The 18,798-nt window shown below is 66.9% G+C and carries 19 protein-coding genes; 8 read left to right on the top strand and 11 right to left on the bottom strand.

Translation table 11 applies throughout. The features are described from left to right. Position 1 precedes the first annotated feature (1 nt). Genes ACT2B0_RS08925 through ACT2B0_RS08905 form a run of 5 tightly spaced genes read right to left on the bottom strand, consistent with a single transcriptional unit; the run spans position 2 to position 4,432 of the window. Positions 2 to 1,465 (bottom strand): glutamine synthetase family protein, encoded by a 1,464-nt coding sequence (locus ACT2B0_RS08925; RefSeq protein ID WP_473463735.1) that lies wholly within the window; start codon positions 1,463 to 1,465, stop codon positions 2 to 4. 48 nt (positions 1,466 to 1,513) lie between these two features. Next, on the bottom strand, positions 1,514 to 2,833 hold the full coding sequence (locus tag ACT2B0_RS08920) for a Rieske 2Fe-2S domain-containing protein (protein WP_473463733.1): 1,320 nt from the start codon (positions 2,831 to 2,833) through the stop codon (positions 1,514 to 1,516). A 33-nt stretch (positions 2,834 to 2,866) separates the two neighbouring features. After that, positions 2,867 to 3,103, bottom strand: a complete 237-nt coding sequence (locus ACT2B0_RS08915; RefSeq protein ID WP_481658472.1) for an oxidoreductase C-terminal domain-containing protein — start codon at positions 3,101 to 3,103, stop codon at positions 2,867 to 2,869. Continuing rightward, positions 3,048 to 4,100, bottom strand: a complete 1,053-nt coding sequence (locus ACT2B0_RS08910) for an NAD(P)/FAD-dependent oxidoreductase (RefSeq protein WP_481658471.1) — start codon at positions 4,098 to 4,100, stop codon at positions 3,048 to 3,050. The genes ACT2B0_RS08915 and ACT2B0_RS08910 overlap by 56 nt, the downstream gene beginning before the upstream one ends. Beyond that, a complete protein-coding gene (locus tag ACT2B0_RS08905) occupies positions 4,097 to 4,432 on the bottom strand; it encodes a 2Fe-2S iron-sulfur cluster-binding protein (RefSeq protein ID WP_473463726.1) in 336 nt (111 codons plus the stop codon). The genes ACT2B0_RS08910 and ACT2B0_RS08905 overlap by 4 nt, the downstream gene beginning before the upstream one ends. A gap of 247 nt (positions 4,433 to 4,679) precedes the next feature. Between ACT2B0_RS08905 and ACT2B0_RS08900 the strand changes: the two genes are divergently transcribed. Further along, positions 4,680 to 5,084: a RidA family protein gene (locus ACT2B0_RS08900; protein ID WP_473463723.1), complete on the top strand. Its 405-nt coding sequence runs from the start codon at positions 4,680 to 4,682 to the stop codon at positions 5,082 to 5,084. A 100-nt stretch (positions 5,085 to 5,184) separates the two neighbouring features. On the opposite strand, the gene ACT2B0_RS08895 is transcribed toward ACT2B0_RS08900, so the two are convergent. The 6 genes from ACT2B0_RS08895 to ACT2B0_RS08870 form a co-directional block, all read right to left on the bottom strand. Further along, the gene (locus tag ACT2B0_RS08895; protein ID WP_473463721.1) at positions 5,185 to 5,778 is read right to left on the bottom strand and encodes a 5-formyltetrahydrofolate cyclo-ligase; all 594 of its coding nucleotides are present in this window, start codon (positions 5,776 to 5,778) and stop codon (positions 5,185 to 5,187) included. Beyond that, complete coding sequence (locus ACT2B0_RS08890) at positions 5,775 to 6,668, bottom strand: bifunctional 5,10-methylenetetrahydrofolate dehydrogenase/5,10-methenyltetrahydrofolate cyclohydrolase (RefSeq protein ID WP_473463718.1); 894 nt, start codon at positions 6,666 to 6,668, stop codon at positions 5,775 to 5,777. The genes ACT2B0_RS08895 and ACT2B0_RS08890 overlap by 4 nt, the downstream gene beginning before the upstream one ends. Before the next feature lie 45 nt (positions 6,669 to 6,713). Further along, on the bottom strand, positions 6,714 to 7,517 hold the full coding sequence (locus ACT2B0_RS08885) for an IclR family transcriptional regulator (RefSeq protein ID WP_473463715.1): 804 nt from the start codon (positions 7,515 to 7,517) through the stop codon (positions 6,714 to 6,716). An 84-nt stretch (positions 7,518 to 7,601) separates the two neighbouring features. Continuing rightward, a complete protein-coding gene (locus tag ACT2B0_RS08880) occupies positions 7,602 to 9,173 on the bottom strand; it encodes a hydantoinase B/oxoprolinase family protein (protein WP_473463713.1) in 1,572 nt (523 codons plus the stop codon). Then, on the bottom strand, positions 9,166 to 10,965 hold the full coding sequence (locus ACT2B0_RS08875; protein WP_473463710.1) for a hydantoinase/oxoprolinase N-terminal domain-containing protein: 1,800 nt from the start codon (positions 10,963 to 10,965) through the stop codon (positions 9,166 to 9,168). Before ACT2B0_RS08875 ends, ACT2B0_RS08880 begins: the two co-directional genes overlap by 8 nt. Further along, positions 10,962 to 11,498: an ureidoglycolate lyase gene (locus ACT2B0_RS08870; RefSeq protein WP_473465875.1), complete on the bottom strand. Its 537-nt coding sequence runs from the start codon at positions 11,496 to 11,498 to the stop codon at positions 10,962 to 10,964. The genes ACT2B0_RS08875 and ACT2B0_RS08870 overlap by 4 nt, the downstream gene beginning before the upstream one ends. A 173-nt stretch (positions 11,499 to 11,671) precedes the next feature. Here ACT2B0_RS08870 and ACT2B0_RS08865 point away from each other — a divergent pair, with 173 nt between their 5' ends. Genes ACT2B0_RS08865 through ACT2B0_RS08835 form a run of 7 tightly spaced genes read left to right on the top strand, consistent with a single transcriptional unit; the run spans position 11,672 to position 18,771 of the window. After that, positions 11,672 to 12,466 (top strand): creatininase family protein, encoded by a 795-nt coding sequence (locus tag ACT2B0_RS08865; protein WP_473463707.1) that lies wholly within the window; start codon positions 11,672 to 11,674, stop codon positions 12,464 to 12,466. Continuing rightward, positions 12,463 to 13,767, top strand: a complete 1,305-nt coding sequence (locus ACT2B0_RS08860; protein ID WP_473463704.1) for a cytosine deaminase — start codon at positions 12,463 to 12,465, stop codon at positions 13,765 to 13,767. The genes ACT2B0_RS08865 and ACT2B0_RS08860 overlap by 4 nt, the downstream gene beginning before the upstream one ends. Continuing rightward, complete coding sequence (locus ACT2B0_RS08855) at positions 13,764 to 15,155, top strand: FAD-binding oxidoreductase (RefSeq protein ID WP_473463702.1); 1,392 nt, start codon at positions 13,764 to 13,766, stop codon at positions 15,153 to 15,155. The genes ACT2B0_RS08860 and ACT2B0_RS08855 overlap by 4 nt, the downstream gene beginning before the upstream one ends. Positions 15,156 to 15,172: 17 nt before the next feature. Next, the gene (locus ACT2B0_RS08850; protein ID WP_473463699.1) at positions 15,173 to 15,754 is read left to right on the top strand and encodes an NAD(P)H-dependent oxidoreductase; all 582 of its coding nucleotides are present in this window, start codon (positions 15,173 to 15,175) and stop codon (positions 15,752 to 15,754) included. A gap of 11 nt (positions 15,755 to 15,765) precedes the next feature. Continuing rightward, positions 15,766 to 17,052 carry an NAD(P)/FAD-dependent oxidoreductase gene (locus tag ACT2B0_RS08845; RefSeq protein ID WP_473463696.1) on the top strand — a complete coding sequence of 429 codons (1,287 nt, stop codon included), beginning with the start codon at positions 15,766 to 15,768 and terminating at the stop codon, positions 17,050 to 17,052. Positions 17,053 to 17,088: 36 nt separating this feature from the next. Then, positions 17,089 to 17,904, top strand: coding sequence for an ABC transporter ATP-binding protein (locus ACT2B0_RS08840; protein WP_473463694.1), 816 nt, complete (start codon positions 17,089 to 17,091; stop codon positions 17,902 to 17,904). A 9-nt stretch (positions 17,905 to 17,913) separates the two neighbouring features. Further along, a complete protein-coding gene (locus tag ACT2B0_RS08835) occupies positions 17,914 to 18,771 on the top strand; it encodes an ABC transporter permease (RefSeq protein WP_473463691.1) in 858 nt (285 codons plus the stop codon). The last annotated feature ends 27 nt before the right edge of the window (positions 18,772 to 18,798 follow it).

Raw genomic sequence — 18,798 nt, 5'->3', positions numbered from 1 at the left:
GTCAGAACAGCGAAAAATACTCGCGCTGTTCCCACTCCGAAACGGTCATCAGGTAGCGGTCCCACTCGGCCCGCTTGATGTGGGCGAGATAGTCGACGAAATCGGCGCCGATGGCATCGCGGTAGAAACTACCCTTTTCGAACGCCTCGATCGCGGCGATCAGGCTCTTGGGCAGCGCGGTCGCGGTGTTGTCGTAGGGTTTTTCGACCGCCGGCGGCGCCACGAGCTTGCGCTCGATGCCGTCGAGCCCGCCGAGGATCTGCGAGGCGAAATAGAAATAGGGATTGGCGGCCGGCTCGGCGATGCGGTTTTCCACCCGGCTCGCCCGGTCTCCCGGCGCCATCAGCGCGCGGATCATCGCGCCCTTGTTGTCGCGGCCCCACTGTATCCGGTCCGGCGCGAGCTGATAGGCCTGGTAGCGCTTGTAACCGTTGACGGTCGGCGTCGTCAAAAGGCAGCTTTCGGCGGCATGGTCGAGCAGGCCGGCGATCCAGCCGTCGGCGGCCGGCGACAGGCTGCCGTCGGGCTTGGGTATGAACAGATTGTCGCCCGAGCCGGTGTCGAGCACGGACTGGTGCAGGTGCCAGCCGCTGGCCATGCCATTGTCGACCTTTGGCCGGCACATGAAGGTAGCATGCAGCCCCTGGCGGGCGCAGACCTGCTTGACCGTCGAACGGAACAGCATCATGGCGTCGGCATGGTCCATCGGACCGGCGGGTTCGAAGGTGAATTCGCACTGGCTGGGACCGAACTCGGCCTCCATCGAGCGCACCGGCAGGCCAAGCGCCACGCAGGCGCGGCGCAAATCGTCCATCACGGTCTCGAGCGCGTCGTAGCGCGCCTCGGTCAGATATTGGTAGCCGTGCGAGAGCAGGCTGGTCTCGGGGGGCGTCGCCGGCATGCCGCCGTCGGCGTGGTTGAGCCGCGGCTGATCGATCTTGAAGACGTAGAACTCGACCTCCAGCCCGCACACCATCGCCATGCCGGCGTTGGCGAGCCTGTCGACGGCGTTGCGCAAGATGGTGCGCGAGCCGAACGGGAAGGCGGCGCCGTCCTTGAAATAGACGTCGCACAGGATCCAGCCCGAATGCGGCGACCAGGGCAGGACGCGGAAGGTGGCCGGATCGGGAACCAGCATCACGTCGCCCGCCCCCGTCAGCGCGCCGACGCCGTGGCCGACCTCTTCCTCCCACACCGAAAACACGGTGCGGTGGGAGGTGTCCTTGAGCAACAGGGTCGAGGTGATCGCCATGCCTTCGCGGAACGCCGATTTCAGCGCCGAGGCCACCACGGTCTTGCCGCGCAGCACGCCGTGCTGGTCGGCAAAGACCAGGCGCACGGTTTCCAGTCCGCGCGCCTCCAGCGCGCCGAGGATCTCGTTCGCCCGACGCAGCGCGTCGTCGTCGAGGAGGCCATGCCGGCCGGTGAACCCGCCGCCCAGACCGGCGGCATCAGATGTCGACATGTGTTTCCCCCTCGACAGGACGATCGTGACCGCGTCAGCGCTATCGGCTCACAGAGCCGCGTTCCAGGAGCAGCCGTCGCGCCGGGCGCCGTCGCTGCGGATCCAGCTTTCCTCCCAGCCTTCGGTCTGGGCGATCGCGTCGATCGAGATCGGGCCGCGAATGGCTTGCGTGCTTGCCGCGTCGCCGCGCATCGGCAATGCCTCGATCTGGCCGTTCTTGACGTTGTCGATCGCGGCCCGCAGCATGCGCCGGTATTTCATGATGCCGACATCGGTGCGGCCGAGATGTTCCTCGGTCCGGTCCTGGATGCGCCCCATCGATTCCACCGCCCACTGGTCGTGCACGTTGATGTCGAGCCCCATGCCCGTATAGGTCACGTCGCGCTGCTCGTCGGGATTGTAGCCGTAATTGTTGGCCCGGTTCTTCTTCGGCGCATAGTCGGGCAGACGATGTTCCTTGAGGCGCTGTTCGCGCATCAGGGTCTTGTCGACGGGACGGCCGAAGCTGGTGAACATCGAATACCAGTAGCAGGTCTCGTCATCGACCGGCACGTGCCACTGGGTAATCGTCATCTCGTTCGACATGGGAATGCAGATCGCCTCGGGGAAGATCTGGTTGGTCACCCGCACATGGGTGCGCCCGTCCTCCATGTGGCGCAGCGAGATCAGCCGCATGCCGTAATCGGTCTCCTCGACCTTGATGTCGGGGCGCGGATATTCGCGCAGCAGCCGGGTCATGGGAATGTCGGTCTCGCCGGCCTTGTCGCGGAACTGCTTGCCGTAGGAATCGGCCGGATCCTCGTCCTGCAGGAACCGGTGCAGGAAGGAGGCGTGGGCGGGATCGATGCCGACTTCCATGGCCTGCAGCCAGTTGCACTCCCAAAGCCCCTTGAAGGCGAAGACATGGGTGTCGGGCGCGGCGAAACAGTCCAGCGCCGGGAATGGCGGCGGGTCGCCGGGACCCATATAGGCGAACACGATGCCGTTCTTTTCCACCACCGGGTAGGAGCGGATGCGGATATTCTTGTGCATCTGGCTGCCCTCGGGCTCGCCGGGCTGTTCGATGCACTGGCCCGAACGGTCGAAGTTCCAGCCGTGGAAGGCGCAGCGCAGGCCGCCATCCTCGAGCCGGCCGTAAAGCATGTCGGCGCCGCGGTGCGGGCAGTGGCGGTCGATCAGGCCGAGCTTGCCCTCGAGGTCGCGGAACAGCACGAGGTCCTCGCCGAGCAGGCGCACCGGCACCACCGGGCGCGCCGTCATCAGCTCGTCGGCGAGGGCCGCAGGCTGCCAGTAAAGCCGCAGCACCGCCCCCGCGTCGGTCCCTCGTCCGACCCGGGTCAAGAGATCGTTTTGTTCCTGACTCATCATGGCGCAGTCTCCTCCTGGGAATGTCTCGGTCGATTAAGCGTCGGTGCGTGCGACCGCCTTGGCAAGGGCGATGGTGGTGTCGCGCGCCTCGTCGATGGCAAGCGGCGTCGCCGCCGCGATCAGCTTGCGTGCGGCCATATGGTCGGCCGCCCGGTTGACGGAGTGCGCGGCGATGAGCCTGTCGCCGTCGAGCTCCAGCAGCGTGAAGGCACCGTCATCGGGATTGCCGCGCATCAGCCGTGTCGTTCCGGCGCGGCTGAGGCCGGCCATCTGGACCTTGAGGTCGTACTGATCGGTCCAGAACCAGGGCACGGGCGCCGTCGGCGTCGCCGCGCCGCAGATATCGGCCGCCACCAGCCTGGCCTGATCGACCGCGTTTTGGACGAGATTCGAGCCGCAGCCGCGCGCCGGCGTGCGGATTGTGCGCCGCCGCCACGTCGCCGATGGCGTAGATATGGGGATCGCTGGTGCGGCCCTTGTCGTCGACATGCAGGCCGCCGGCGTCGATCGTGAGGCCGGCCTGGCGCGCCAGGTCGACATTCGCCTCGCCGCCGACGCCGACCACGATCAGGTCCGCGGCGATGCGCTCGCCGTCGGCGAGCGTGACCGCCTGCGCCCTGCCCTGGGCGCCCTGGAAGGCGGCGACCGAGGCGCCGAAGCGGAAGGCGACGCCCTTGTCGCGATGATAGTCGCGCAGGAAGTCCGAAATGACGGGCGGCAGGGCGCGGGCCAGAAGCCGGTCCTGCGCCTCGATAACGGTGGTTTTCTTGCCGGCCTTGGCGGCCGTGGACGCGATTTCGAGACCGATGAAGCCGCCGCCGACGATCACCAGCGACCCGGCCTGTTCGAGCGCGGGGCGGATGCGGCGCGCATCCTCGAGCGAGCGCAGTGTGACGATGCCGTCGAGCTCCGCCCCGTCCACGAGGAGCCGGCGCGCGCGCGAGCCGGTCGCCAGGATCAGCGTGTCGTAGCCGTAACGCCCCTTCGCCGTCTCGATCTCGCGTTTGGCCGCATCAAGACCCAGCACGGGCTCGCCGCGGTGCAGATCGATGTCGGAGTCGCGGTAGAAGGCTTCGCCGCGCAGCAGGATCTGATCTTCGGTCTTTTCGCCGGCCAGAAACGCCTTGGACAGCGGCGGGCGGTGATAGGGCAGCGCGTCCTCAGCCGAAAACAGCCGGATCGCGCCGTCCCAGCCGCCCTGGCGCAGGGACGCGGCCGCCTGCACCCCGCCATGCGAGGCGCCGACAATAATCGCTGTTTTGCTCAAACCTGCGCCTCCGGGAGGATGAAGACGGCGCCTTCGAGGTCGCGGTTGAGCTTGATCTGGCACGACAGGCGGCTCGTCGGACGACGTTCGGCGGCCGCCATGTCGAGCATGTCGTCCTCGTCGACCTGTTGTTCGGGCAGGCTCTCAGGCGCGACCAGGTCGCAATAGACGTGGCAGGTCGCGCACACGCACGCGCCGCCGCATTCGGCCTCGATGCCGCCGACATTGTTCATGATGGCCGCTTCCATGACACTGGTCCCGGCCGGCGCCGCAACCTCGATCCTGCGATCGCCGTCGACCGATTGAAAAACGATCTTTACCTTTTCGTCCATGCCGCCAATGTCCAGCTTGTGCCCGGTACCCCATCCAAACATGCCGATTGGCGGTTGGATCAGGCGAGGAAGATGTGGATAGTTCGATTAACGAACATTTCGTCTTTTATCGACCACGTATTTGTAGGATTATCGGACTGGGCTGTCAAGGAAGCTGATCGCCCATGTCTGCCGCCTCACGGGGTGTTTTTCGCGATCTATGGCGCGACACCAAGATGCGGAATTCCAACCTGAAAGGTATTTTCCAATGAATTCAAACTCTTCGCTCAACTTCCTCCTGCCTAAGTCGATCAGCGCGCCGTTTGCCGCCTACAGCCATGGCGTCGAGGTGGCGGCGGGCAGCCGGCTGGTCTTCTGCTCCGGGCAGCTGGGAATCGGCCCGGACGGGCAGGTGCCGGCCGACACGGAGGCGCAGGCCGAGCTGTGTTTTGCCAATATCAGTGCGATCCTGGCCGAAGGCGGCATGGCGCTCTCCGACGTTATCCGCATCAACGCCTACGTGACCGGGCGGGAGCACATGAAACCCTATATGGCGGTCCGCGACCGGCTGTTTTCCAACCCGGCTCCGGCCTCGACGCTGATGATCGTCTCGGGTTTCACGCGCGAGGAATTCACGGTCGAGATCGAAGCGGTGGCTGCCCGCCCATCCTGAAGACGCCGCGACCACAAGTCTGCGGGCCCGTTCGTCCGTGCCGGCCGCAATGGAACCGGCGCGGACGTCTTGTTCGGGGGACGGGCACGCGTGCCCGTCCTCAATATGGCAGGCGGCGCAGGCCCGATTCGGTCAGGATCTCGTCGAGCGCGACATCGTGCGGCTCGGTCGGCACGCGTTCGGCTTGCTGGCAGTCGAAGGCGACGCCGATCAGGCGCGGCGACAGGCCGCGCGCCCGCAAGGCCGCGATCGCCCGGTCGTAAAAGCCGCCGCCATAGCCGATGCGGCCGCCATGCCGGTCGAAGGCCGACAGCGGCATCAGGATCAATTCGGGATCGAGCGCTTCGGCGTCATCGCCGGGTCCGACGGTGCCGAGCGCCATCTCGACCAGCGGAGCGCCCGGCGTCCAGCGCCGAAACAGGATGGTATGCGCGTCGACGATCGCCGGCAGGCATATCCGCGCGCCCTGCCCCGCCAGTCGCGCCATCAGGGGGCGGATGTCGAGCTCGGAGCGGATCGGGTGAAAACCGGCCACGACAGTGTCCGCGGCGAGCGGCATCGCCGGCCCGTCGGCGTCGCCCAGCCGGGCGGCGATGTCGGCGCGCCAGTCGGGCGCAAGCGCGTCCCGGCGGGCAAGGGCTGCCTGCCTTACCGTGTTTTTGAGAGCGCTGTCGGCGTTCTGGTCTGTCGTCATGGCGAGCCTTCGATGTGTCGATGAGCCGTTTTGGAGCCTTGTGCGGGCGGCAGCCGCCGTGCGCGCGCGGCCTCCACCACGTTGCGGAACAGGCAGGCGGTGGTGACCGGGCCGACCCCGTCGGGCACGTGCGAGACGACGCCGGCGTGTCCGTCCACGGCGGCAGGATCGACGTCGCCGCACAGGCCGTGTGGCGTTGAGGTGACGGCGACGTCGAGAACGGCCGCGCCCGGTTTGAGGTGGCCGGCGCCGATCAGCCCCGGCACGCCGGCGGCGCTCACCACCAGATCGGCCTGGCGCGTGTGGGCGGCGAGATCGCGCGTGGCGACATGGCACAGCGTGACGGTCGCCTCCGCGTCGAGCAGCAAGGTGGCGAGCGGACGTCCGACAATGCGTGAGGCGCCGACGATCGTCACGTCGAGGCCGCGCAGCGTGCCGAAAATCTCTTCCGCGCACAAAAGGCACGCCATCGCGGTCGCCGGCGGCCGGGCCGGCAGGCCGGCGGCGAGCCGGCCGCTATTGTGCGGATGCAGGCCGTCGACATCCTTTTCGGGTCCCAGCCGCAGCGCGGCCTCGACCGGGTCGCAGCCATGCGGCAGCGGCAGGAGCATCAGCGCGGCGTCGATGTCGCCATCGGCGGCGATGGCGTCGAACTGGGCGTTGATTTCGGCAACCGTGCCGGCATAGTCGGCGATGCGCATGTCGATGCCGGCCTGCGCGGCGGTGGCCGCCTGCCGGTCGCTATAGGCACGTGCGCCGGCATTGCTACGGTCGGCCAGCACCAGGCAGACGGGTGGCGTGTCGAGCCCGGCGGCGAGTGACCGGCTTTCTGCATTCATGCGCGCGGCGAGGTCGAGACCCTTGAAGAGGCGTGTGCGGCGGTCGCCCATGTCAGGCGCCCCGCGCGGAAAAACCGCTCGCCATGGCGGTCGCGCTCAGAAATTGGCGCCGATATCGGCGGCGCAGCGCTTGAGCTTGTTGACCAGGTCCGGCTCGATTTCGGCCTCGGTATAGGTGCCGCTGGGAAAGATGATCGACACCGCGCCGATAACGCGGAAATTGGAGCCGAAGACCGGCACGGCCAGCGAGCTGACGCCATCGACATATTCGCTTTCGGCAAACGAGAACCGTCTTTCCTTTACCGCGGCCAGAAGGTTGAGAAAGCGGTCGTGATTGGTCTCGGTCTTTTCCGTGTAGGCCTTGAACTGCTCGGAGGAGATGATTTCCTCGCGCTTGGCGTCGTCCAGAAAGGCCAGGATCGCCCGACCCACCGCCGTCGGCAGGAGCGGCGCGCGGCTGCCGACCGTCACCATGTTCAAGGTGAATTTGCTCGGCACGAAGGAATGCGCGACGTAGACCGCGTCCTGATCGTCGAGCATGGCGAAAGACACCGATTCGCCGATATCGTGCGAGGACTGCCTGAGGATCGGCTGGATGAGCTGCGAGATGCCGCGCCCCTCGATGAAACCCTGGGCAAGCCGCAGGATGCGCGGGGTCAGCTCGTAGCGCCCGCGATCGTAGGAGACGTAGCCGAGCTGCTCGAGCGTGCGCACCAGCCGCCGGGTCACGGCCCGGTTGAGATTCACCTTCTTGGCGATCTCCGTCATCGACAAGGACCGGTCCTTGCCTTCGAAGGCCAGCACGACCGACAGGCCCTTGGCGAAGGTGAGCGATATTTCCTTGTCGTTCTCGTTCAGCACCGAGCGCCTCTCGACCTGTCTTGCAACGAATGCGCGCAATTGCGAATCCCAGTCGTCGCCTTATCGGCTTTTTTTGCCCAAAGGCAAACCGGGCCGGCAGCCGCGTCGCCTCGCCCTTTGCCATCAGCCGATCCCTGGCGCGCCGTAGCCGGCGCCGCCGCAGCTTTCTACGACCAGCCGGTCGCCCTTGTCGAGCGTCACCGCCGAACGCGACGACAACACGTCCTGGGTTCCGTTCGTACGCAGGATTTTTGCCTGCGAATGCGCAGGCGCGCTGCCGCTCCGCAGGCCCTCGGGCACGCGGTGGAAACGCTCGCCTCGCAACGATACGGCGATCGCGTCGGCCAGCGCCTCGTAGACGCGGCAAATGCCGTCGCCGCCGCGATATCGGCCGGCCCCGCCCGACCCCTGTCGGATCTGCGCGCTGACCAGCCGCACCGGGATCATGCCTTCGAGCGCTTCGGCCGGCATGTTCATGGCGTTGCCGACATCGGTCGAAATGCCGGGCGCGCCGTCGCTGCGCGGTCCGCCGCCGGCTCCGCCGGCGATGATCTCGGTGACCAGGAACGGCGCGCCGTCGTCGTTGCGGCCGGAAAAGGCGAGCACGTAGGACATGCCCGAATTCGCCGCCGGCATCTGGTCGGGCGCAGCCTGGGCGACGGCCTGCAGCACCGCGGACGTCGTGGCGCGCACCACGCCCATGCGCGCGTTGACGGCGGCGGGCGGGCGGGCGTTGATGATGCAGGCCTCCGGCAGGGTCAGGCGGATGGCGCGCAGCACGCCGCCATTGCGCAACAGCGCCGGGCCGGCGAGGCTGAGCAGCGCGTAGAAGACGGCCGCCAGCGGCCCGGAGCGCACGCAATTGATCGGCGCGGCCACCTGCGGCGTCGTGCCGGTGAAGTCGACGTCGAAATGCCCGTCCGCGCATGTCAGCCTGGCGTGCACGTCGATGTCGGGCAGGCCCGGCGTCGGGTCGAGACCGTCGAGGCCGAAAAACGGCCCCGGCGGCAGGGCGTCGATCACCGCCCTGATTTGTGCCTCGGCCCGGTCGCGACAGGCGGCCGCCGCGGTGAGAAAACCGTCCGTGCCCAGTTCGGTGGCCAACGTGCCCAGCGCCTCGGCGGCGCGATTGGCGGCCGCGATCTGCGCGCCGATATCGCCGAGCACCGTCGCCGGCGCGCGCGAATTGGCCTCGATCAGCCGCTTGATCGCCGGGTCGACGGCCCCGCCCTGCCCCAGCCGCATCGGCGGCAGGCGCAGGCCTTCCTGGAAGATTTCCACCGCGTCGGGCGGAACCGAGCCGGCGCGGATGCCGCCCACGTCCTGATGGTGCAGGATGGTCGCGGCGAGACCGATCAGCGACGGGCCGGCGAAAACCGGCATCACCACGGTGATGTCGGGCAAATGGGTGCCGCCGCTATAGGGATCGTTCATGAAATAAAGATCGCCCGACCGCATTGTGTCGGCCGGATAGTGCGACAGGATCGCCTCGACCGAGCCCTGCAACGCGCCGAGCAGCAGCGGTATCGCATCCGACAGCGCCAGCAATTCACCGTCGGCGGCCATCAGCGCGGCGGCGGCATCGTTGCCCTCGCGCACCACCGGCGACACCGCGCAGCGAAACAGCGTGTCCTGCATGGCCTGGGCGATCCCGTCCAGGCGCATCTGCAGGATCGTCAGGCGGGAGTCATCCATGATGCGGGCTCCGTGTCAGGAGAAAATGCGTTTCGTACGCGTGCGCGAGCCGCCAGCCGTCTGCCACCACCAGGTCTCCGCAGGGCGTGGCTACGGCGCCGGACGGCGCCGGCTCGGTCTGCGCGTCGCCGCCCAGGGCCGGCAGCGCGCTCGAGGCGGCGTGTTCGAGCCTTGCGCTTAGGGAAAACACATAGCCCTCGCCGGGACAGGCGACGCCGTAGCGTTCGCGGTAGTGCGCGTCTATTGCCGCGCGGAGCCTCGCGACGGTCGGCGGCTCAGCCCCGAGCCGGAGGGTGAAGCCGTGCATGTGCCTGTTGGCGGCGGCCCGGATCGCGTAGATCGCGGCCGGGGCGTTTTTTGGCGCCGCCCCGTGCTGCGCGGCAAATCTGTCGGTCAGGGCGCCCGCCGCCTTGGCCAGGGCCGTGTCGGTAAGGTCCGTCGCGGTGGCGGCGATGCGGCTCTCGGCCGACAGCACCGGCGCGCTCAACAGCAGACCGAGCGCGCCCGCCGCGGCCGGGGCGGCCGGTACGATGACCGTCGCCATGCCCAGCTTTTCGGCAATGCCGCAGGCCAGCACGCCGCCGAGCCCGCCCATGGCCACCAGCGCGGCGCCGGCCGGGTCGACATTGCGGCGCACGCTGTGGCGGATGATGCCGGCCGCGATCTCGGTTTCGGCCCGGTCGATGACGGTCCGGGCGGCGTCCTGCGACAGACCGGCCGCGTCGGTTCGCGCGGTGAAGAAACGCGCGGCAACGGCGTCGCTGAGCGCGGCCGTGCCGCCCTGCCCGGTCTCGAAGCGGTTGTCGCCGCCCATATTCATGCTTTCCATGTCCACCATCGGTTGGCGCAGCGGCACGCCGCAGAACTGCGCCTCGGCGACGAGGCTCGGACCCTGGCCGCCGATCAGCGCGAAATCGGTGCTGGTGGAGCCGATATCGAGCGCGATCGCCGGATGTTTGCCCTCACGGCCGACGATCGCGGCCGCAAGCCGGATGGCGGCGGCGGGGCCGTTGCCGAGCAATGAGGAAACCCGCCGGCGCGCATCCTTCTGTTGAAGCAGCGCGCCGCCGGCATCGGCGAAGCGGATCGCGCCGGCAAATCCGCGTGTCTCAAGCCCGTCGGCGAGTGCGTCGATCATCGCCGTCTCGCCGGGCCGCAGCCAGGCCTCGACACATGTCGAGACCATGCGCTCATATTCGCGCGGCTGCGCGTCGATCTCGTGCGAGAGCACGATGTCGGCCGCCGGTAGCGCGGCGGCCAGGGCGGCCCGGCACTCCAGTTCGTGAGCGGGCGCGACATGGGCAAACAGCAGGCAGACGGCGATGCTGGTGATGCCGTGCCGTGCAAAATGATCGGCCGCCCGGGTCAGGCCGTCCCGATCGAGCGGCTCGACCTCCCCGCCGTCGGCCGCGATCCGCCCGCCGATCTCCACGATGTCGTCGCGCGCCACCAGAAAGGTCGGTCCGGCGGAGCGGGCGACGGGATCGTAGAGGTCGATCCGGTTCTGGCGCGCGAGCGCCAAAGTGTCGGCAAAACCGCGGGTGACGACCAGACCGATCCGGGGACCGGTACGCGCAATCAACGCGTTGACCGCGCCCGTCGATCCGATTCTCAGCTCCGCGAGATCGCACAACGCGATGTCGTTTTGCGCCACGGTCGCGTCGATCGCCTGCAACAGGGCGGCGGCGGGATCATGCGTGCCGATCGGATATTTCGCGGCATGAAAGGAGCCGTCGGCCGACAATGCGATATCGACGAAGCGCGCGCCGATGTCGGCGGTCATGACGCTCATGACGCCGGTCCTTCGAGATCGATGCCGACCGGCGACGGCAGCGCGAAGAATTCCGTGTCGCCACCGGTTTTGGTGCGCCACAGCAGCGAGGCGAACGATGTCTGGCGTTCGAGGGCGACGATGCCGTGATGCCAGATGCCGGGCTTGTAGATCACCGCCTGGCCTGGGCCACCGATAAAGGCGAGCGCGTCGGCGGCGTCGGGCCGCTGCGGCCACACGACCACCAGGTAGCGCGCCTCAACGAGCGGCACGAAAAGCTGGGCGGAATGCGGATGGCGCTCGGCCTGGAGCGCGTCGAGCCGGGCGCCGTGCGCGGCGACGTCGTAAAAATCGAGCGCGAGATCGACGGCGTCGCCGTCGTGGTCGAGAAAGTCCGGATTCTGCGACAGCCGCACCGCGCCGTCGCGAATCGTCTTCACGGCGCCCAGACCCGGCCGCAGAACCCGACCAAACGGGGCGAATGTTTCGGGAGTCAATAAGACGGGTTTGATCAACGCCGGGGCTCCTGGTCTGTCTGGTCGATAATAGAACATTTGTTCTAATATCATAAATCGCGACCCGACCCCTGATGTCAAGCCAGGGGCTGCGCGCGCAGTCGGCACTTAGCGCGAATGGGGAAAGGCGTCACCGTCCGGACATTTTTGGCTTGACGGTATTTGCCCGTTCTGTACTATTTGCGAACATTAGTTCGATAATCGAGAGTTTGATGCCATTTAGCTTCTGGGCGGACCTGAACCACACGGCGTTTCGCGACTCGGCTTTGGCCGATGCCGTGGCGATCGTGCCGGTTGGCGCAATCGAGCAGCACGGGCCCCACCTGCCGCTGTCGACCGATGCCGTTCTGGCCGAGGAAATGGCGCGCGAGACCGCGTCGCGGGTCGCCGACGCGCAGGCCCTGGTCCTGCCCGCGGTCGCCTACGGCAAGTCGGACGAACATCTGGGTTATCAAGGCACGGTCAGCCTCGACGCCGAGACGCTGATCGCCATCCTGACCCAGATCGGACGCAGCATTGCCCGCGCCGGCGTCAGGCGCGTCGTGTTTCTCAATGCCCATGGCGGCAACGTGCCAGTCCTGCAGATCGTCATCCGGCGCCTGCGCGTCGAACTCGGCCTGTTCTGCGTCGCGGCCGGCTGGGTCAGCATGGGCTTTCCCGAAGGCGTCGTCTCGCCGCGCGAGGCGCAGGAAGGCATTCATGGCGGATTGGTCGAAACCGCGGCCATGCTTCATTTCCGACCCGATCTCGTCGACATGAGCAAGGCGCGCCATTTCGTACCCGCCTCGGCCGAGGTCGCGCGCTCCAACGAAGTCTTGCGGCTGATGGGGCCGGTTTCGGCCGGCTGGTCGATCGAGGATCTGCATGCTGACGGGGCGGCCGGCGACGCCTCCGCCGCGACCCCCGAGATCGGCGCGCGCATCGTCGAGCACGCGGCCATACGCTATGCGCGTCTGATCGAGGAAGTCGCCCGGCACGACCTGCCGCGCACGACAGGCCCGGCGTGAACGTGACCTCCGTTCCTCAAACCGGCGATTTCGCCCTTCTGAACGCGCGTGTGCCGCTTGCCGTCTGCGACGGGATCGCCGTGCGCGACGCAGACGCCGCGTCGGGTCTGGCCACGGCCGACCTGTTCATTCGCGACGGCAGGCTCGCCGCCCGGCCGGACACGCAACAGGGCGTATCGATCGACGCGGCCGGCACGCTGGTGCTGCCGGGCTTCGTCGACATGCATGTCCATCTCGACAAGGCGTATACGGTGCATCGCACCGGCCTGCCCGAAGGTGGGCTGCTCGACGCCGTGCGCCTGTCGATCGCCGACGCGCCGAACCGCACCGAAGACGATCTGCGCGCGCGCATGCGCCGGTCCCTGCAACGCGCCTACGCCAATGGCACGGTCGCCCTGCGCACCCATCTCGATACGCCCGAAATGCCGCAGGAAAGCCCGGCCTGGCGGGTCTTCGCCGCCCTGCGCGACGAGTTCGGCGACCGGCTTACCCTCCAGGCGGTGGCGCTGATGGCGCTTGAACGGGTCGACGCGCCCGACTTTTCCGAACGCTGCGCCGAGCTTTCGCGTCTTGGCGGTGTGCTTGGCATGTTCGTCCCGCCGGCCATGGCCAGCGCCGAACGGCTCGGCCGGCTGTTCGAAATGGCCGGCAAGCACGATCTCGATGTCGATTTCCATGTCGACGAAACGCTCGACATGCGCGCCGAAGGCCTGGCGATGATCGCCGGGGCGGTGCTGGACACCGGCTTTTCGCGCCGCGTGGTCGTCGGCCATTGCTGCAGCCTGTCCACGCAGCCGCACGATAGCGCCGCCGCGACTCTCGATCGTGTCGCCAGGGCCGGGCTGCATGTCGTCGCCCTGCCGGCCACCAATCTGTTCCTGCAGGACCGCGGCGCCGGCCGCACGCCGCGGCTGCGCGGCCTGACGCTCGTCAAGGAAATGCGCGCGCGCGGCATTCCGGTCTCGTTCGCGTCCGACAATGTCTGCGACCCGTTCTTTCCGTACGGCGATTTCGACATGTTCGAGGTCATGCGTGAAACCGTGCGCCTGGCGCATCTGGAAGCCGAGATCGGCGCCTGGGCCGACGCTTTCGCGCTGCGTCCGGCCGAGACGCTGGGATTGGCCTCGCATGGCCGGCTGGCGCCGGGCCAGCCGGCGGATTTCGTCCAGTTCGCGGCAAAGGACTGGATCGATCTTTTTTGCCGTTCGCGCATCGCGCGCTGCGTCGTGCGCCACGGCAGGCCGGTTGACGGGACGTTCCTGCAACGGCCAGACCCATTGACCGCACAGGAGAAGGTATGAGCGGGGATTTGAAGGCCTGCATCGAGGCGCTGTCCGGACTTGATCTCGACGTCAATCCGGCCACCGTCCAGCAGAAGAGCCGGGATCTTTATTGGTACAGCCCGATCCTGAAGCGCCAGCTCGGCGCCGTCACGGCCGACTTCGTCGTCGCGCCGCGTAACGAGGACGAGGTCGTGCGGGTGCTCGCCACCTGCTGGAAATACGACGTGCCGGTCACCGTGCGCGGCGCGGGCACGGGCAATTACGGCCAGGCAATGCCGCTGTTCGGCGGCGCGGTGCTGCACACCAAACATCTCGACCGCATCGTCAAGGTCGGCCCCGACCACATCATCGCCCAGCCGGGCGTGGTGATCGAGCATCTGGAAAAGACCGCGCGCGAGAGCGGCAGGGAAATCCGCCTGTTTCCCTCGACTGCGGCCACGGCCACCATCGGCGGCTTCATCGCCGGCGGATCGAGCGGCGTCGGCGCTATTCGCTGGGGCGGCTTGCGTAACCCGGCCAATCTGCGCCGGCTTCGCCTTGTGACGATGGAGGAGATGCCGCGCATCATCGAGCTGGTCGGCGAGGATATTTCCAAGGCCGCCCATGCCTATGGCGTCAACGGCGTCATCACCGAGGTGGAACTCCCGATCGACCCCGCCTCCGACTGGGTCGATGTGCTGATCGGCGTCGATGGTTTCGACAGGGCAACGGCGCTCGCCATTGCGCTCGGCGAGGACGAGGCGATTTCCAAGCGGATGTTGTCGACGTTCGAAGCGCCGATCCCCGAGCTTTATTTCCGCCGCCACGGCCCGTTCCTGGTCGACGGCGAGGCCGCGATCGCCATGATGGTGTCGCGTGACTCGCTGGCCGCGCTGGAGGCGCATCTGTCGCCTCTCGACCACGCTCATCTGCGCTTCCGCGCCGACACGGCCGAAGCGACGGGCAAGCTGCCGGCGGTCTATGAGCTGGCCTGGAACCACACCACGCTGCGTGCGCTGCGCATCGATCCCTCGATCACCTATCTGCAGATGATGCTGCCGCGCGACAGGCTCGACGAGAGCTTCGTCGCCGTGCGCGACACGTTCGGCGACGAGTTGATGATGCATTGCGAATTCACCCGTTTCGACGGCGTCGTGACGCCGGTCGCCCTGCCGCTGGTGCGCTTCACCTCAGAGGAGCGGCTGGAAGAGATCATCATGACGATCGAGGGCAAGCTCGGCCTGCCGGTCTTCAACCCGCATCGCGTGACGCTAGAGGAAGGCGGCATGAAACGGACCGATGTCGGTCAGCTCGAGTTCAAGAAGCAGACCGACCCGAAGGGGCTGATGAACCCCGGCAAAATGATCGCCTGGACGGAACCGGACTGGACGCCTGTTGCGGGCAAGACCTTCCTTTTCGCCAAGTAGAACCGGCAGCCAGGACCATGAACGTACACGTAGTTTACGCACACCCGCTCGAAGACAGCCTGTCGGCGACGCTGCACCAAACCGTGGTTGAAAGCCTGAAGGAGGCCGGGCATCAGGTCGACGACCTCGACCTTTACCGCGAGGGGTTCGATCCGGTGCTGTCGGCCGACGATCGGCGCACCTATCACGATGTCGAGATCAACCGGCAGCGCATCGATCCCTATGTCGAGCGCCTGCGCCGCGCCGATTCGCTGGTGCTGTGCCATCCGGTATGGAATTTCGGCTGGCCGGCGATCCTGAAAGGATATTTCGACCGCGTCTTCCTGCCCGACGTCTCGTTCGTGCTCAAGGACGGCAAGATCGGACCGGGCCTGACCAATATACGCAAGCTGACCACGGTTACGACCTACGGATCGAAACGCTGGCGCGCCGCGGTGCTTGGCGATCCGCCGCGCAAGAACGCCACCCGTTTCCTCAGGGTGATCTGCAATCCGCGCGTGAAGGTGCGCTACCACGCCCTTTACGACATCAACAATATCTCGGCAGAACGCGCCGCGGGCTTCGTGGAAAAGGTCCGGCTCGAAATGCTGAAACATTGACGGCTTCCACAATGATCAACCAAGCCGACACCAGCGCCGAGAGACAGGGCCACGTCACCGTCGTCGGGGCGGGCATCGTCGGGGCATGCTGCGCGGCCTCCCTGCAGCGCGAGGGTTACGCCGTCACCGTTGTCGACCGTGTCGATCCCGGCATGGCGACCTCGTTCGGCAATGCGGGCTCGATCAGTCCCAGCGCCGTGTTGCCGGTCGCAATGCCCGGCATGCTGCGCAAGATTCCCGGCTGGCTCATCGATCCGCTCGGGCCGCTGACCGTGCGCTGGTCGTATTTGCCGTCGATCACGCCGTGGCTGATGCGCTTTTTGAGCCATGCCAGCCGCGAGGAAGTGGCCCGGGTGGCGACCGCGATGCGCGCCTTGATGGAACCGGTCTTCGAGGATTATGAGCGTCTTTTGCCGCCGGGCGAATTCCGCGCCCTGATCCGGCGCAATGGCTGCCTTTATGTGTATGAGAACCAGGCCGAACTGGACGCGGCGAAGTGGACCCTGGAGTTGCGGCGCAATCTGGGCGCGGCGATGGACGAAATCGGCGAGGACGAGATTCGCCAGCTCGAGCCGGCGCTGGCGCGGCGCTTCCGCCTCGGCATCTTCGCGCCCGATAACGGCTCGACCATCGATCCGAGCCTGCTGGTCAACGCGGTGATGGCCCAGGTGCTTGCCAATGGCGGCAAATTCCTGCGCGCCGAGGTCAAGGACATCGAGATGGGGCCGGACGGCCCGACCGCGCTCGTCACTGACCAGGGGCGCAAGCCGCTCGACCGGCTCGTCCTGGCCGCCGGCGCATGGTCTGCCGGCCTGGCGCGCAAGCTCGGCGCCGTCGTGCCGCTGGAGACCCAGCGCGGCTATCATGTCACCTTTCCGCAGGCCGGCATCGAGGTGAACCGCACCGTGATGTGGAACAAGCGCAGCGTGTTCGTCAATCCGATGCGGCCCGGGCTGAGGATCGCCGGCACGGTCGAGCTGGCCGGGCTGAAGGCGAAGCCGAACTATGCCCGCGCCGACCGGCTGGCTGACATTGCCGGGGAGCTTTTTCCCGATCTCGACCGCAGCAATCCGTCGCGCTGGATGGGGCACCGGCCCTGCCTGCCCGACAGCCTGCCGGTCATCGACCGTTCGCCGCGCTATCCCGGCGTGGTGTTCGCCTTCGGGCATCAGCATGTCGGCATGTGTTCGGGCGCCTCGACGGGACGGCTCGTGGCGGACCTGATGGTCGGCCGCCCGTCCTCGATCGATCGCTCGCCCTTTTCCGTACAACGCTTCGCAAAGCGGCTGGCCGCATGACCAGTCCGTGACCACACACTCCAGGGAGGAATACCCATGACGGCACAAGCTTTGAAACTGCCGCCCGAAAACGACCCTGCCGATACGTCTTCCGCCGGTTCCGACAAAGGGACCGCCGGCGCGCCGCTTTCCTTCAACCATGTGTCGATGCAGTTTCCCGACGGGACCGAGGCGCTCGACAACGTGTCTCTGGCGCTCAAGCCGGGCGAGTTCGTGTCGATCGTCGGGCCTTCGGGCTGCGGCAAGTCGACCTTGCTCAAGATCGCCTCGGGCCTGGTCAACCACACCGCCGGAACGGTCGACGTCGACCGCAATCATCTCGGCTATACGTTCCAGGACGCGACGCTGCTGCCGTGGCGCAAGGTGATGGCGAATGTCGAACTGTTGATGGAGCTGCGCGGATTCCCGGCCGCCGAACGGCGGCGCATCGCCAAGGAACAGATCGACCTGGTCGGCCTGACCGGATTCGAGAACCACTATCCCAAGCGGCTTTCCGGCGGCATGAAGATGCGCGCCTCGCTCGCCCGGTCGCTGGCGCTCAATCCGAGCGTGTTCATGTTCGACGAGCCGTTCGGCGCCCTCGACGAGATCACCCGCGAGCGCCTGAACGACGAGCTGATCGCCTTGTTCATGCGCCAGGGCTTCACCGGGCTCTTCATCACCCATTCGATCCCCGAAGCCGTTTATCTGTCCAACCGGGTCGTGGTGATGTCGCGCCGCCCCGGGCGGATCCTGAAAGTGTACGACGTTCCCTTCGACTATCCGCGCACGCCGGAACTGCGCTACGCACCGGAATTTTCCGAACTGTGCGGCGACCTGTCCGTATCGCTGCGCGCGGCCATCGAGAATTGAGAGGCAGACATGACCACAGCACCCGTAGCCAAGCCTCAGACCTATCGCGCCGTGCCGCTGCCGCCGCCGGCCAACATGCTGCAGCGCTTTTTCACCACAATCATGCCGCCGATCCTTCTCGGCTTCCTGCTGATCCTGCTTTACTGGTGGACCAGGGCGCAGCTTGAGCCGCACCGGCAGTTCCTGATGCCGGACGCGTGGTCGCTCTGGTCCAACGCCTTTGCGCTGCCGGATGTGCGCGCCGAGCTCCTCGACCGTGCGCTGGTGACCATCACAATCGCCATCGTCGGCATGTGCATCTCGATTCCGATCGGCATGGTGCTGGGCGTTATCATGTTCCGCTTTCACGTCATGGAGCGCGCCTTCTTTCCCTATCTGGTGGCGCTGCAGTCGATCCCGATCCTGGCCATCATTCCGCTGATCCAGAGCGCGCTCGGTTTCGGCTTCATGCCGAAAGTGCTGATCGTGGCGCTGTTTACCTTCTTCGCCATCCCCACGACCCTGCTGCTCGGCCTCAAGAGCGTCGATCGCGGCGTCATCGACCTGTTCAAGCTGCAGGGCACGGGCTGGCCGGTGATCCTGCGCAAGGCGGGTTTCCCTTCGGCCGCGCCGTCGCTGTTTGCCGGGCTGCGCATTTCGGCCGGGCTGGCCGTCATCGGCGCGATCGTGTCGGAAATCTTCTTCCTGGCCGGCCGCGGCGGCCTCGGCCAGATGCTCATCAACGCCAAGATCGATTTCAAGTACGAACAGATGTATGCCGCGCTGATCGCCTCTTCGGCGCTATCGATCAGCGTCTATCTGTTCTTTGCCTGGCTCGGAAACAGGCTGTTTTCGGAATGGCATGAATCCGGCGCCGCACCGACCTGACCACCAAAAGGCGCAAGCCTTGAACCA

The sequence above is a fragment of the Nitratireductor sp. J20-h4 genome (assembly GCF_056780505.1).
This window is presented reverse-complemented; position numbering and strand designations above follow the sequence as displayed.

Excerpts from the sequence above, each read along its gene's own strand:
- ACT2B0_RS08925 (WP_473463735.1), bottom strand. The coding sequence starts at position 1,465 with ATGTCGACATCTGATGCCGCCGGTCTGGGCGGCGGGTTCACCGGCCGG.
- ACT2B0_RS08920 (WP_473463733.1), bottom strand. The coding sequence starts at position 2,833 with ATGATGAGTCAGGAACAAAACGATCTCTTGACCCGGGTCGGACGAGGG.
- ACT2B0_RS08915 (WP_481658472.1), bottom strand. The coding sequence starts at position 3,103 with ATGGCCGGCCTCAGCCGCGCCGGAACGACACGGCTGATGCGCGGCAAT.
- ACT2B0_RS08905 (WP_473463726.1), bottom strand. The coding sequence starts at position 4,432 with ATGGACGAAAAGGTAAAGATCGTTTTTCAATCGGTCGACGGCGATCGC.
- ACT2B0_RS08900 (WP_473463723.1), top strand. The coding sequence starts at position 4,680 with ATGAATTCAAACTCTTCGCTCAACTTCCTCCTGCCTAAGTCGATCAGC.
- ACT2B0_RS08895 (WP_473463721.1), bottom strand. The coding sequence starts at position 5,778 with ATGACGACAGACCAGAACGCCGACAGCGCTCTCAAAAACACGGTAAGG.
- ACT2B0_RS08890 (WP_473463718.1), bottom strand. The coding sequence starts at position 6,668 with ATGGGCGACCGCCGCACACGCCTCTTCAAGGGTCTCGACCTCGCCGCG.
- ACT2B0_RS08880 (WP_473463713.1), bottom strand. The coding sequence starts at position 9,173 with ATGGATGACTCCCGCCTGACGATCCTGCAGATGCGCCTGGACGGGATC.
- ACT2B0_RS08875 (WP_473463710.1), bottom strand. The coding sequence starts at position 10,965 with ATGAGCGTCATGACCGCCGACATCGGCGCGCGCTTCGTCGATATCGCA.
- ACT2B0_RS08870 (WP_473465875.1), bottom strand. The coding sequence starts at position 11,498 with ATGTTCTATTATCGACCAGACAGACCAGGAGCCCCGGCGTTGATCAAA.
- ACT2B0_RS08865 (WP_473463707.1), top strand. The coding sequence starts at position 11,672 with ATGCCATTTAGCTTCTGGGCGGACCTGAACCACACGGCGTTTCGCGAC.
- ACT2B0_RS08855 (WP_473463702.1), top strand. The coding sequence starts at position 13,764 with ATGAGCGGGGATTTGAAGGCCTGCATCGAGGCGCTGTCCGGACTTGAT.
- ACT2B0_RS08850 (WP_473463699.1), top strand. The coding sequence starts at position 15,173 with ATGAACGTACACGTAGTTTACGCACACCCGCTCGAAGACAGCCTGTCG.
- ACT2B0_RS08845 (WP_473463696.1), top strand. The coding sequence starts at position 15,766 with ATGATCAACCAAGCCGACACCAGCGCCGAGAGACAGGGCCACGTCACC.
- ACT2B0_RS08840 (WP_473463694.1), top strand. The coding sequence starts at position 17,089 with ATGACGGCACAAGCTTTGAAACTGCCGCCCGAAAACGACCCTGCCGAT.
- ACT2B0_RS08835 (WP_473463691.1), top strand. The coding sequence starts at position 17,914 with ATGACCACAGCACCCGTAGCCAAGCCTCAGACCTATCGCGCCGTGCCG.